The organism is Klebsiella sp. F11, assembly GCF_056712265.1.
This window is the reverse complement of the sequence record NZ_CM160060.1, coordinates 764,511-777,801: the sequence shown is the minus strand read 5'-3', so window position 1 is coordinate 777,801 and position 13,291 is coordinate 764,511. Positions and strand designations below refer to the sequence as shown.

General features: G+C 49.5%; 11 protein-coding genes and 4 pseudogenes. 7 read left to right on the top strand and 8 right to left on the bottom strand.

What is annotated here, in order from left to right:
- Positions 1-2: 2 nt before the first annotated feature.
- Genes AC1M2H_RS03940 through AC1M2H_RS03925 form a run of 4 tightly spaced genes read right to left on the bottom strand, consistent with a single transcriptional unit; the run spans position 3 to position 3,652 of the window.
- A complete protein-coding gene (locus AC1M2H_RS03940) occupies positions 3-1,241 on the bottom strand; it encodes a DotU family type VI secretion system protein (protein ID WP_480150372.1) in 1,239 nt (412 codons plus the stop codon).
- Between the two features lie 17 nt (positions 1,242-1,258).
- Positions 1,259-2,602 carry a type VI secretion system baseplate subunit TssK gene (gene tssK / locus AC1M2H_RS03935; protein ID WP_480150371.1) on the bottom strand — a complete coding sequence of 448 codons (1,344 nt, stop codon included), beginning with the start codon at positions 2,600-2,602 and terminating at the stop codon, positions 1,259-1,261.
- Positions 2,603-2,630: 28 nt separating this feature from the next.
- Complete coding sequence (tssJ, locus tag AC1M2H_RS03930; RefSeq protein WP_480150370.1) at positions 2,631-3,134, bottom strand: type VI secretion system lipoprotein TssJ; 504 nt, start codon at positions 3,132-3,134, stop codon at positions 2,631-2,633.
- Between the two features lie 23 nt (positions 3,135-3,157).
- Positions 3,158-3,652: an SH3 domain-containing protein gene (locus AC1M2H_RS03925; RefSeq protein WP_480150369.1), complete on the bottom strand. Its 495-nt coding sequence runs from the start codon at positions 3,650-3,652 to the stop codon at positions 3,158-3,160.
- A gap of 349 nt (positions 3,653-4,001) precedes the next feature.
- On the opposite strand from AC1M2H_RS03925, the pseudogene AC1M2H_RS03920 reads away from it, so the two are divergent.
- From AC1M2H_RS03920 to AC1M2H_RS03895, 6 genes and pseudogenes are all read left to right on the top strand, one after another.
- Positions 4,002-4,965 (top strand): annotated as a pseudogene (locus AC1M2H_RS03920) (IS630 family transposase).
- 259 nt (positions 4,966-5,224) lie between these two features.
- On the top strand, positions 5,225-5,431 hold the full coding sequence (locus tag AC1M2H_RS03915; RefSeq protein WP_480152311.1) for a hypothetical protein: 207 nt from the start codon (positions 5,225-5,227) through the stop codon (positions 5,429-5,431).
- A 130-nt stretch (positions 5,432-5,561) separates the two neighbouring features.
- A pseudogene (locus tag AC1M2H_RS03910) lies at positions 5,562-6,593 on the top strand (IS630 family transposase).
- Between the two features lie 337 nt (positions 6,594-6,930).
- The gene (locus tag AC1M2H_RS03905; protein ID WP_480150368.1) at positions 6,931-8,136 is read left to right on the top strand and encodes an IS4 family transposase; all 1,206 of its coding nucleotides are present in this window, start codon (positions 6,931-6,933) and stop codon (positions 8,134-8,136) included.
- Positions 8,137-8,177: 41 nt separating this feature from the next.
- On the top strand, positions 8,178-9,209 hold the full coding sequence (locus AC1M2H_RS03900) for an IS630 family transposase (protein WP_480151833.1): 1,032 nt from the start codon (positions 8,178-8,180) through the stop codon (positions 9,207-9,209).
- 26 nt (positions 9,210-9,235) lie between these two features.
- Positions 9,236-9,652, top strand: a complete 417-nt coding sequence (locus AC1M2H_RS03895; protein WP_480147914.1) for a VOC family protein — start codon at positions 9,236-9,238, stop codon at positions 9,650-9,652.
- A gap of 216 nt (positions 9,653-9,868) precedes the next feature.
- Here AC1M2H_RS03895 and AC1M2H_RS03890 read toward each other — a convergent pair whose 3' ends face one another.
- The 4 genes and pseudogenes from AC1M2H_RS03890 to AC1M2H_RS03875 all read right to left on the bottom strand — a co-directional run bounded on the left by AC1M2H_RS03890 (position 9,869) and on the right by AC1M2H_RS03875 (position 12,769).
- Positions 9,869-10,990, bottom strand: coding sequence for a hypothetical protein (locus AC1M2H_RS03890; protein ID WP_480150367.1), 1,122 nt, complete (start codon positions 10,988-10,990; stop codon positions 9,869-9,871).
- A gap of 57 nt (positions 10,991-11,047) precedes the next feature.
- Entirely contained in the window at positions 11,048-11,398 is a 351-nt protein-coding gene (locus AC1M2H_RS03885) for an N-6 DNA methylase (RefSeq protein ID WP_480150366.1), read from the bottom strand.
- A gap of 98 nt (positions 11,399-11,496) precedes the next feature.
- Positions 11,497-11,826, bottom strand: a pseudogene (locus tag AC1M2H_RS03880) (ArdC-like ssDNA-binding domain-containing protein); the annotation flags it as partial.
- Positions 11,827-12,295: 469 nt separating this feature from the next.
- Positions 12,296-12,769 (bottom strand): Lrp/AsnC family transcriptional regulator, encoded by a 474-nt coding sequence (locus tag AC1M2H_RS03875; RefSeq protein ID WP_480151832.1) that lies wholly within the window; start codon positions 12,767-12,769, stop codon positions 12,296-12,298.
- A gap of 163 nt (positions 12,770-12,932) precedes the next feature.
- Here AC1M2H_RS03875 and AC1M2H_RS03870 point away from each other — a divergent pair.
- Positions 12,933-13,289: pseudogene (locus tag AC1M2H_RS03870) on the top strand (Dabb family protein).
- The last annotated feature ends 2 nt before the right edge of the window (positions 13,290-13,291 follow it).

The following is a 13,291-nucleotide window of genomic DNA, read 5'->3' as shown; positions in this document are numbered from 1 at the left end:
CCTTAGTTTCCTTGCGGCAATCCGTTCAGCTCAGCCTGAGTGTTTTCAGGCGACACCAGCAGAGTAATTTCCACACGGCGGTTACGGGCGCGATTTTCAGGCGTCGTGTTCGGCGCCACCGGGTTAATCTCGCCCCGCCCTTCCGCTTTCACGCGGCCAGGCTGAGAGAGGCTTCCCTGCAACATTTTCTGTACCGAGCGGGCGCGTTCCAGAGAGAGTTCATAGTTAGAGGCAAAGCGCGCGCTGCGGATCGGCACGTTGTCGCTGTAGCCCACCACCAGAATTTTGCCGCTGACGTTATTCATCGCCTGCGCAATGCGGTGGATGACCGGTTCATAGCGGTCACGCACGACGGTAGAGGCAGAAGCAAACAGCCCGTCGCCTTTCAGGATAACGACGCTGCGATCCGCTTCGTCTTTCACCGCGACCAGGCCAGCCTCGATTTCAGGTTTCAGGAAGCCGCGCAGGTTCAGCACAGCCGGAAGCTGACGCGCCGGTTGCTGAATAGTGGTTTCCGGCAATTGGGACTGATAAATCTTCGCCAGCACCGGGTTGGTGTTATCGCCAAGACGCCAGTTAAGCACGATATAAAACAGGCAGGCGATAAACCCGGCCAGCGCCATGCAGGCCCACAGGGGAACCATCGGCCGCCAGAGCTTGCGTAGCACGGGACGATCTTCCGGATGAGGAGAAAGCGGCGGCGGATAGCTACCGCGCACGCCACGGATCATCTGCCACAGCCGCTGCTTGATGGTTTCAAGCTGGGTGCGGCCATTATCCAGCACCCGATAGCGTCCTTCGAAGCCCAGCAGCAGGCAGTAGTTGATCATCTCCAGCAGCAGAATGTGGTCGCGCGGGTTTTGCGACAGGCGCGCTAGCAGTTGGAAGAACTTTTCGCCGCCCCAGGTTTCGTTATGGAACGTCACCAGCAGGCCATTGCTTGACCAGACGCCGCTGCTACCCCAGGGGGTGAGCGCGGCGGCCTCATCGAGCGCCGTACACAGGCAGTAACGTGCCCCGACGATCACTTCGTAGGGCAGCCCCGCCTGCTGGCAGCGGACTTCGAAACGGCGAATCTCATCGATCAGGCGCTGGCGTAACGCCACCTGATCGTCATGGGAGATCGAGTGACGGATCTGCGGAATCGCATTGAGCAGCGGATTGGCGGCCGCCACCAGCTGATTGTTGCTACTGGCTCCGGTAAAGGCGGCATCACTGCCGGTGTCCTGTCGTTCCTGCATATTAAGCGCTCGCTTTATTATTCTGTCGGGCTACGGATGGCCCAAAACTCCATATCCAGCCCCGGGAATTCCCCTGCTAGATGCAGGGCGAATGCACCGGACTTATCCATCTCGTGCCACAGCTCGCTGCCCTTCTCCAGTTCAAAGTAGCTATAGCCGGCATGCCACGGGATCTGCGGCGGCGCGACCGGCATGGCGCGCAGCATAATGCCCGGCAGCTGAAGCTGAACCAGATCGCGGATTTTCGAGACCGGCGCGACCTTCATCTGCGCCGGGAAATGGGTTTGCAGGTGTTCGCCTGGCACGTTGGCTTTAACCGCAAGCACGAAGCCGAACTCACGCACCATGTTGGTTTCAGGCACCGTGGCGATGTTCAGGCCGTGAGAGCGTTCGTTAAGCGGCAGCTGAATCGCGTGGTCTTCCATCACCAGCGACAGCCCCTGACGCAGCATCAGCATCAGCTTGCTGAAGCAGTTTGCCAGATCGTCATGATCGTAAATCGGCAGCACGCTTTCGGCGGCACGCTGGGACGTCCAGGTGGCAAGCTCGGTCGCAAACGGCAGCCAGCTGCGCCAGAGCGTTTCGGGATGCAACAGCGGGAGGGTTTTTAAATGAGAAACCTCGCCCAGATGACGGTTAACCAGCGACAGCAGCGTGAACTCAATCAGTTCAGAGGTGTTAAAGCGGCCAGGCTGGCGCAGACGACCGCCAATTTGCTGGCTGCGCTGCACCAGCAGACCGTGCAGATCGTTGATCATGCTGTAAATCTGCGGGCTGTTGTTGGCGTTGAGCATCGGCGGGATATAGCTGTTGTCGAGCCGCACGTGATTGTCGTTACGCTTCTCTGTCACTAATGCCACGCCGATGGCGGTCCATTCTGCCGTGAGATCTTTTTCCAGCATCAGAGTCAGACGCAGGCGGCCAAACTGGACGGTGGCATCCCCCACCGACATGGCGTTATCGTCTTCCACCTCTTGCTCGAAAGCGATGAAGCGCGCCAGCGAGGCCGGCTCTTCGCTAAAAATCACCTCTTCTCTCTCGCCACGACGTATCGGCAGTGCGAGCACCACCTTTTCGTTGGTGAGATTGTCAGGAATTTTCAGCGGTACAGGACCGTTGCGCCCGTTACGCACCTGGAAAAAGGTGCCGTCCGGCAGCAAGCCAGTGCAGTAGCTCAGGGCAATGCATCCCTGACGAAGCATCGCTTCATCCAGTTCTACGTCAAGAAAGCCCCAGAGATATGATCGCTGTAGCGCACCCCATTCACGAACATGGTTGAGCAGATAACTTTCAGTCCGCTGAAAATGGTGTGGACGCAGGAACATGCCTTCGGTCCAGACGACCTTTTCTGCTTTCGTCATGATGATGTGTTTCCTGTGTTGAAGCGCGTTACTGGCTGATGACCCGAATGCCGTTCACGTCGAGAAAAACGTTGGCCTGAAGTTCATCTGCGGACCATTTCCAGAACTGGTAGATATGATTTTCGCCAGGTACAGGTAGAGGGAGTGAAACGCGCCATTTTTTGCCATCTAGCACCTGATACTCCGCCAACACGCCGATGTAGCGGGCCTCCGGAGAGCTTTGCCCACTGAGGGTTTTGGACAGCTGTCCCGGCATCAGGAAGAACACGTCGCTGTTCAGCAGATTCGCGCCAAGCGTGGCTGACGCGTTGTTCTGCAGGGAGTAGAAGTCGCTGGACATGAAATCCGCATCGGATTTCAGCAAAAGCACCCGGACCTTAAGCGGCGCAGATTCATTGATTTGTGGATGAGCCTGAAACTGCAGATTGTAGCGGGAGGGGGCGCTGTGTGAAGACGACGTACAACCACTGACCAGGGCGAAAATCGCCGCGTAAAAGAATAACCACAGCTTATGAAAATTTGTATTATTCATAAAAATGCGCTCATGAAAGCCGTTTAGTTCAGGATCCAGGTACCGTTAGCGCTGTCTTTACAGGCTTTGCTGTTGCCATCAACATCGACACAGGTCGCTTTTTTACGCGTCTTATGACGAATGGCCTGTTTACGCACGGCGGCATCGTACTGATCGGCCTTGATAACCGCGCGCATCGGGACGTAACCAATCAGCTGATCGTTGCCTTCGTCGGCGAGCGCCACCCAGTAGTGTTCAACCTGCCCCAGCACCACGTACGTTTTTCCGGTCTCGAGATTACGGATAACTTTGCCGCCGAAGTCAGGTCGGCTCATCAGGGAAGCCGGATACATGGCACGATACGGCTCGTTGACCGGCGTGAACTCCGTCGGCGGCGTCACAGCGTGACGGTGGGTTAAGGTAACGCCGTTGACCTGGCTGGTCTCGATCGTATCGTCGTTGATCACAGGTTTTTGCGGCGCTTTACAGCCCGCCACCGCCATTACAAACAGAAGTGAAAACAGTACGCGCATTTTCATATGCTTTTCCGTAGCGATATTTCGATGATGAAGATAAGGGAGTTAAGTTTGACTTAAGTGCTATTGTTAAAATAGCCAGGATATTTTCGGGGCGTTACTATTCTAAGGGCATAGCTACCGCACGAGCCCTTCAGAATAAGGCCCAGTGTCTTCCTGACATATTTTGACAATCAGCCCACAAGTTTACATAAGCCGGCCATCAATTCAATATTGCCTTCCAATTTCCTGGTATTTTATGAGTCGCTCATGAAAATACAGAATTATTCCCACTAAAAACCCATACAAAGCGTGCTATTGAGCCGGCACGATAATGCTTGAATTTTTTGAAATCTCCCACATCATGCTAGGCATGGAAAAAGATGACGCGAGATATTCGACGGTGGAGCAACTGCACGAGCGGCGCAAGCAGGTGGTGCGGCTGCATCGCAAGGGCTATGGTGTGATGCGGACTGTGGAACTGAGCGGGTTGTCGTACCCGGCGGTTCGAGGCACGCTTGATCGTTATGAGGCGGGGGGAATGGCGGCAGTCAAGCCCGGAATGCGTGGCAAGCGCGCCGGTCATGGGCGCACGCTGACGGCGGATCAGGAACACGCCATTCAGCGGATTATTTGTGACAAACGGCCAGAGCAACTGAAGATGGAGTTTCCGCTCTGGAGCCGAGCGGCGGTCATGCAACTGATCGAACGCGAATGCGGCATCAAGCTTTCTGTACGTGGCGTTGGCAACTATACTGTCCCGCAGGGGCTTCACGCCGCAAAAACCCATCAAGAAGGCTTACGAGCAGCGCCCTGAGGCTGTTCAGGCATGGCAGGACGAACAATATCCGGCGATTGAAACCCGCGCCAAAGCTGAAGGTGGCGAGATTCACTGGGGCGACGAAACCGCGCTGGTCAACACCGACGTGCGCGGACGCAGCTACGCGCCAGCGGGCAAGACGCGCTGGATGATCATTGACGAAGCCTTCGATGCCGACAAGCTGATCGAATTTCTGAAAGCCTTAATCAAGGAGGCTGACAAGAAGGTGTTTCTGATCCTTGACAACCTTCGGGTCCATCACAGCAAGCCGGTCAAGGCGTGGGTGGCTGAACGGCAGGACAAGATCGAACTCTTCTATCTGCCCAGCTACAGTCCGGAACTGAATCCGGAAGAACGCCTGAATGCCGATCTCAAACATGCTATCGGCACAAAGGTTCCAGCACGAACGAAAGCAAAACTGAAGCATGCCTCGACTGAACACATGACCTACCTCGAAAAATCCCCCGAACGGGTCAAAAGCTTCTTCCAGGACCCGCGTGTCAAATATGCCGCGTGAAACTTCATACTTCAACTGGCCGAATCAATAAGTTCAATTTGGCTCACCAAAATACACAGCAATAATTTGAATTTAAACAGATTATTCAAAAAAGAGAATGGATCACATCAACGCAATAAACACCGCATTACCACTACCATAATTAGTAGAATTTAAATTATTTATGATAATATGAATATATTATTCGCATCATATTTGTTGCATTTGCGAGATATGTTTCATTCGAATCTTACATGAAGAAACGGTCATTCCCGCCGATATGGATAATATCACTTTTTCAGCCAAAGGGATCAGGGTTTTAATTATCGATGATAATGAAATGGCCTGTGAATCATTGGTGTCAATTCTTCAGCATGAGTTTACAGTCGAGTATACGACCTCCCCAGAGCGGGCTTTGGAGAAATTATATCGAAAAATCATTCGATCTTGTTTTGAGCGATCTGCAGATGCCTATAATGACAGATGATGACTTATATAAGAGAGTCAAAGAGAATAAAGGACCAAATAAAAACACGCCTTTCATATTTATTAGTGCATATACCCGAGATCATTGAAGATGCTTGATTTTGTACAAAATGAGGATCATGCTCAACGCTATGAAAATACATCTGACTTCTGAACAACGAACTGCCCTGAAAGTGCTGCACAAGTGCAGCAGGGACTTGCGCGTTTGTGACAGAATAAGATGCGTTCTCCTTGCTGATGAAGGCTGGTCTGCTGCCATGATCGCCAAATCGCAGTTGATTGATGTAACAACGGTTCGCCGCCACCTCAATGACTGGTTGAGCGAGCAAAAACTGGCGCCAGAAAATGGCGGTTCTCAGAGTCATCTCAGCGAAGAACAGACCCAGAAACTGCGGGGTCATCTTGTCAGTCACCTTCTTCCAACCACACAGAGCATCATTGAGCTGGTTGATGGATGTGGGCATCCGCTATACCATTCCGGGCATGAATAAGTGGCTGTACCGTAACGGATTCAGTTACAGAAAACCGGCTGGCATACCGCATAAATACAGCGCGGAAGCACAGCAGGCGTTCGTGGAAACCTACAATGCACTGAAACAGCAGGCTGGTGACGATGAACCCATTCTGTTCATTGATGGCGTGCATCCGACGCAGGGAACAAAACTCGCTTATGGGTGGATGCCTGCCGGAAAAAAGGCCCATGCGGTAGAAACCACCGGAAGCCGTACCCGTCTGAACCTTATGGGAGCCCTGAACCTGAACGATATCAGTCGGACGGTCATCCGGGAATATGACAAAATTAACAGCCATAATATCGCCCGGTTCTTTATTGCTGTCCGTGAAACGTACCCGATAAAACAGAAGGTTCATATCATCCTTGACGGTGCCGGATATCACCGGACGGAGCAGATAAAAACATGGGCTTATCTGCTGAATATAGAACTTCATTACCTACCGCCATACAGCCCCAATCAGAATCCGATAGAAAGGCTGTGGAAAGTGATGAATGAACAGGTAAGGAACAATCGTTATTTTACCTCACCAAAGGTGTTCCGGGAGGAAATACATCGCTTCTTCAGCGTTAAATTACCTGCTATCACCGGACTCTGGTTGGCCGTATTAATGACAACTTCCCGTTACTGAAAAATGCAATTTCAAGTTAATCAGATATATACGAGTGAAAGCCCAATCAAAGATGTGGCTATTTTAACTAAACCGGTCAGATTAAATGATATCAAAAAAGCTATAGAATCAGTCTTGGCCAATAATACCGCCTCGTAAAACAGACCTCTTAATTAATACGTGTTGAAGATAATCGCCCCAGTCAGGGGCGATTGTTGTCAACTAATCGCTTTAAACTCTCTAAGCGTCTGTAATCGAAGTGGCCATTTTCCCAACCAATGCATCGGGGTACACATCCTGAGGAATCCCCAGAAAAAATGACAGGTACCGGGATTTATGATCTTATTGATTATTTCAATAATTCAATGAGATAACCCTATGCCTGCTCGTTCGTTATGCCGAAAATTCCTTAAAAATGTACTGGAGCCTCTGCATCTGTACCGTCAAAACTCACTGATTGACGCAACCAGTGCTGTAATAAATGGCTCCTCTCTTACGCTTACCAGTATCGGACGTCATTTAACCGGAACTGCATCGGTAAAAAACAAAATAAAGCGTGTGGACCGACTGCTGGGGAACCCCCATTTGCAAAATGAGGTTTCAACCATTTTTCAGCGGGTTACTCAGAGAATTACGCAGGGAATGCCCCGTGCCGTGATACTCATTGACTGGAGCGCTTATCATGCTTCCCGTTTCCAGCTACTGCGGGCAAGCCTGGCATGTGATGGACGTTCTTTACCGCTGATGAGCTGTGTCGTTCCGTCATCTCAGACGGCGAATGCTGAGGTACATGAGCGTTTTCTTGCGTCGCTTTCTGAATGCTTCACAGCTGAAACTGATGTCATTGTTATTACAGACGCCGGTTTTCAGGGGCGGTGGTTTCAGCAGGTCAGTTCCCGTGGCTGGACTTATATTTGCCGGGTACTGGGTAATCACTATTACAATGTTGGTGATGGATGGGAAAAGGTATTGGATTCAGGGACAAAGGCATCAGCAACGGCAATTTATTTAGGTGAAGGTCTGCTGGGGCGAAGTAAAGAAGCACAGCATGAAGGCCATTTCTACCTTTATAAAAGTAAATCCAGAGGCCGTAAATTCAAACGCTCAAAGGACAGAACTGCCAGGGCAGCGGTGACGGCTAAAGCCCGGACTGCAGGGAAATCACCCTGGTTTATTTTCACAAATAACACCGAGTTCTCACCAAAACAGGTAATGAAATTATACAGCCGAAGAATGCAGATTGAGCAAAATTTCAGGGATGAAAAAAATCCTCGCTGGGGATTTGGCCTGAGGCTTGGAACCAGCCATTCACTTGAGCGAGTCGCCGTGTTGAGCCTGATCGCGACTTTAGCCAGTATCATTATGTGGTTAAGTGGTTTTAGTCTTGAAAACAGAGGGATACATCATAAATATCAGGCAAACACAGTGAAAAACAGGCGAGTCATTTCGCTGTTAAAACTGGCGGAGAACGTATTTCGACATTCTCCACTCATATTAAATACCCTGTCGCTTGACTCGGGATTAAAGAAATTACACCAAAGGTATACCGATATGATGTTGGTTTACTATACCCGTGATCATTGAAACTGCTTGATTTCGTCGGTGCTGAGGATCATGCTCAGGCCATGAACGTAAAACTGACCTCCGCACAGATTGCCGCCCTTGAGGCTCAGCACCGGCAGAGTCGTGACCGCCGTGTCTGCGACCGGATACGCTGCGTGCTGCTTTCTGCTCAGGGCTGGTCTCCTGCCATGATTGCGCAGTCTCAGCTCATTCATGAGACCACGGTTCTGCGTCATCTATCGGATTATCTCAGCGACGGTAAGCTCACCTCTGATAACGGCGGTTCGCAGGAGCATCTGACTCCCGGGGAGTCTGCCGAACTTCGTCAGCTTCTGACTGACACTGTTCACATCACGACGGCCAGTATCGTGTCGCTTGTCCGTGACCGCTTCGGTGTGCGCTACAGCATTCCGGGTATGAATAAGTGGCTTCACCGCAACGGGTTCACCTGGAAAAAACCGTCAGGTATTCCCCATAAGTTCTGCCCGGCACAACAGCAGCAGTTCATGACGCATTATGAAGCGCTGAAGCAGGCTGCCGGTGACAGCGAACCCATTCTGTTTATGGATGCGGTACATCCGACGCAGTCAACGAAGCTGAGCTGTGGCTGGATAAGAAAGGGGGAACTGAAAGCGGTGAAAACCACCGGGAGCCGGACCCGCCTGAACATCATCAGCGCCCTCAGCGTGAACGACCTGGCCCGGACGGTGACCCGTGATTATCCGCAGATTAATGCGGATGCTATCTGCCGTTTTTTTATTGCAGTTCGCCAGACTTATCCGGTGTCGCAGAAAGTGCATCTGATACTGGACGGTGCGCCTTATCACCGGGCATCGCTGGTTAAGGACTGGGCCTTCGTGATGAATATTGAACTGCATTATCTGCCGCCGTACAGCCCGAACCTGAACCCGACAGAACGGTTGTGGAAGGTGATGAATGAGCATGTGCGGAATAACCGGTATTTTGCGTCAGCGAAAGCCTTCAGGGACGCGATAAGAGGATTTTTTGAACGAACCCTGCCGGAACTGGGGCAGAAACTGGGCTGTCGTATCAACGACAATTTTCAGGTGCTCAGTTCCGTGTCAGAGACATAACGACGTATAGCGTAAGGTGTTCACCTGTGAACAAAATAACTCTCATTGATCATGTTGCAATAACTGTTGCCGACCTTGAAGTATCTTACTGTTTTTACGATAAATTGTTTGGTGCAAAAATTCATGCAGAGTACGCCCCCTTTGGGAAACTGCTTGTAAGGCAGGTATCGCTGGGTGATATTGTCCTGAGTTTACATCAGGTTGAGAATGGCGTGGAACTTGTAGCTAAAAGGCCAATGCCAGGGAGTGCTGATTTATGCTTCCGGTGGGGAGGGACAATTCTCAGCGTGTTAGAGCTACTTGAGAAAAACGATATCGAAATAATCCATGGCCCGGTGCCCCGTGAAACGAGTTCAGGTCAGCCATCACAATCTGTTTTCTTTCGGGATCCTGATGGAAATCTGCTGGAGTTAATGGCTGCTGATAATAAAGACCAAGGTTAAAATACTCAATAAAGTCAAAAATAAATATTTTCATCTGCAGGACTTAATGTGGCTCCCTGAAACAATCTGCACTTTGAAGTTTATTGAGTATAGATTGTATTAGCTTAGTGTGACATGACACTGCTATGGCACGAGATTAATCTAATCTGACAGGCCGTTCTGTGCCAACAGCGGACATTTGTTACTACTCAACCTAAAATAAATTAATTGTAATCATTAAATAGTGGTAACTCCAAAGATCTTAGGTTCGGCACAAAAAATATGAGAATGGGCTTGATATGCTGCCAGACGGTTAAATTTTTCAAGAAGGCTCATGTTATTGTGATGATGCAGTGCTGAAAAGTTTATTTTGTACGACCCTATTTTTCCATTCATGCTCGCCGGTATTTTTTCAAGGTTCTGCTTTGGCAAGTTCACCACATTGAATATAGCAAACGCACTTCGACTCAAATTGAAAAGAAACGCATTATGATTAGGATCATTAGTTCCTTGGAGGTAGCCGGTATCAGGTACAGCAACTCTCCTGCCCGGAATATTGTCAAAGGTTGCTAGTATCAAATGACACATATTTCCCTCCGACTCAACCATCTCCTCAATAGTCAACTCTAAGATACTTTTCGTTACTTTTGGCGGAGTCATTAAAGCTAGAAAAATAATTTCCAGCCACTGGAAATATTGCTCACTCGTCACCCCAAACATTGCGCAAACCTCGCTTAGGTGAGGTTTTTTTCCCACGCGAATAGCGGAAAAGTTTTTTAGCAAAAGAGGGTCAGTTGGTTGAAAATCCACCGACTGATAAAACATGTCGATTGTTTGAGAAATTAAATATGGGTTTCTAATCATTCCCATGATCTTTGCTTTGAACACTCGTACAGCAGCATCCTTCAACATATCGCTTACAGAATTTACCTTTGATTCGGAGATAAGGATCTTTGTTGCTGGAACTAAGTCCATTTCAAATTTCTGAAAAAAGTCCTCAAAATTTTTTCTTAACTTTGAGCTTTTCACGTCGAAACTAAAAAGATCATAAAAAAAGAGGTTCTTCTTTATTTTAGCACCTTCAGGGTTAATCAAGCGAACAACTCCTTTTTCTCGGTCTTCGATTTCAAATTTGTAGATTCGCTGCATATCTTTTGGTCTGCTCTCGTCAATGCAGTTACTACGCTGCTCTGCTTGAGATATAAAGTGTTGAATTTTAGTTGTATTTTCCATAATCTCTCTTAGTTGCGACGAGCCATCGGTCATGTAATTTTCCTGCCACCATTGATTAATATGCGGTAAGTTAGCATTGCCTCCATATACTTTAAGTCCAACTGTGAACTTCCGCACTTCGCTCAAACCAGACTGTCAGATTTTTAAATCTGAATTGGTATAACTAGATTTTCTGGGGATCCCTCAGGTACACATCACCAATCGCCGTTCATCTGCCAGTGCATTCCCCAACACAATCTCTCCAGGAATGCCAAGCGAAGACAACTGAATATATGCCATCGACATGGCTACCACATCGATATCAACGCAGGAAACCCACATATACTGTGAAGGCATATACCCCAACGCCTGAATCTCGGCCGCAGCGGCGATCATCATGGCGCCGGCACCACACGCAGGCTCACTGATCGTCACGAACGGTTGGGTCAACAACCGTTGCTCCAGTCCGGTGAATTGCAGTTTGGCCATCATGGATGCCACACTCCAAGGTGTAAAAAACTGCCCACGATGTTTATCACCAAGCTCCAGACTCATGAAAGCCATGCCAAAAAAATCACAAGGTTTAGCGGCCAGTGCTATTCGTACCAGAGCAAGTAAGTGCGCCAGGCGTTCGACATCCTCACGTTCATAGCCTGCGCCTGTTTATAGGTCATCCAGCGAGGATCACAGAATCCCTGTTTTGACGCGCTGCACCACAACAACATGATATTCATGCCGCTGTAAGCCGCGCCGGTAGCGTAGTTGGAGGACAAACCGGACATACCCGGCACACGCTGTCAGGGACACGCCCACGGCTTCACTCCGGCCTCCAGCGCCGTAATGATGCTGTCGGTAACGGTCTGATAAAGATCGGTTTTGGGTTTGGAAAATTTCGTTTTTGGGGAGCCTGACGGGTCCAGCGGGGATACGCTGGTCGCCGCTGCGGTGTTAGCGCTAGTCTGGGTATGCAGGGAAATCGTCATGATTTTTTCTCCGTCAATGGTGTGATTTTCGTCTTCGCATCGCCTGACGGTTCGCTTTCCCGGCATCGTTCAGTCCCGCAAGGGCGCAGAATGCGTGCCATTTACCCTTGCGGGACGGGTTGTGCCGGGAAACGATTAACCGGAAGCCGATACAGGAACGAAAAGCGCACAGGAGAAAAATCTGCCCCTGCATAACCGGACGTAGCGCCCCTTGCTCCGCAGCGGTGAAAGGGGTTTGGGGTTTGGGGTTTGGGGTTTGGGGTTTGGGGTTTGGGGTTTGGGGTTTGGGGTTTGGGGTTTGGGGTTTGGGGTTTGGGGTTTGGGGTTTGGGGTTTGGGGTTTGGGGTTTGGGGTTTGGGGTTTGGGGTTTGGGGTTTGGGGTTTGGGGTTTGGGGTGGGAAAATAGCCTGTTAGGAAAGTCGCTATAAACCTGGAGGGATCAGTTTCTGACCATCCAGGCGGCAGCAGACTACTCGGGCAGTTTTTTTATTGGATAAGTAACAAGTGGCTTGATTTCTTTAAGGACAAACATACTCTGCATTTCTTTAATTCCCGGCAGTCTGCGTACAACTGACATTGCGAAATCAGCATAGTAGTCCAGATCAGATGCCACCACTTGCAGCAGAAAGTCGGCATCCCCACCGATGCTATAGCAGGCAACCACATCTTCCAACGCGGTCACTTCTTCTTCAAATTTCTTGGCCTCCGCTTCACTGTGGCTATCAATGGCTACCCGAATGAAAACCATCACCCCCAGACCGATCTTTTTACGGTCAAGGACAGCCCGGTAACCCTGAATCACTTCATCTTCCTCAAGCTTGCGAACTTTTCGCCAGCAAGGAGACGCTGACATGCCTATCTTCTCCGCCAGTACCTGGTTCGTTACACGAGCATCATCTTGTAAAAGTTTGAGGATCTTCATATCTGTCGGACTAAGCGCCATAAGGGAAAAATCCTTTCTTTTTGAAAGCACTAACAGGTAATTATTACCTAAAAACATGAAATAAGTAAATGATATAGGTAACAAATTTCCATTTAGCTGCTGCATAATGTGTCTACTTTTTCAATGAGTTATTACAAACAGCATAAGGGAAGAACTGAATCATATGTTAATGCATATCGTCATGTTTACGTTCAGGAACCCATGGAACTGGTCATCCCTGGAAGCCATTGATGCAGAAAGAGCAACGCGTGCCCACCCAAATCACATTGATGAAATAAAAGGATGGACCTGCGGCAGAAATATCACAATGCGAGATATTGCAGCGGATTTCGTGGTGATTGGCCTGTTTGAAAATAGTGAAAGTCTTAATTCATATATTATCCATCCTGATCACCAGAGAGGTGTTGCAAAATAGAAATCTATCGCGGACTGGAAGGTTTCTGATATTGAACTACCCAGTGACTTTACACTGAACAGTGGTCTGCTCTCTGTATTAAATGACCTTCTCAACGCCCGTTAAAT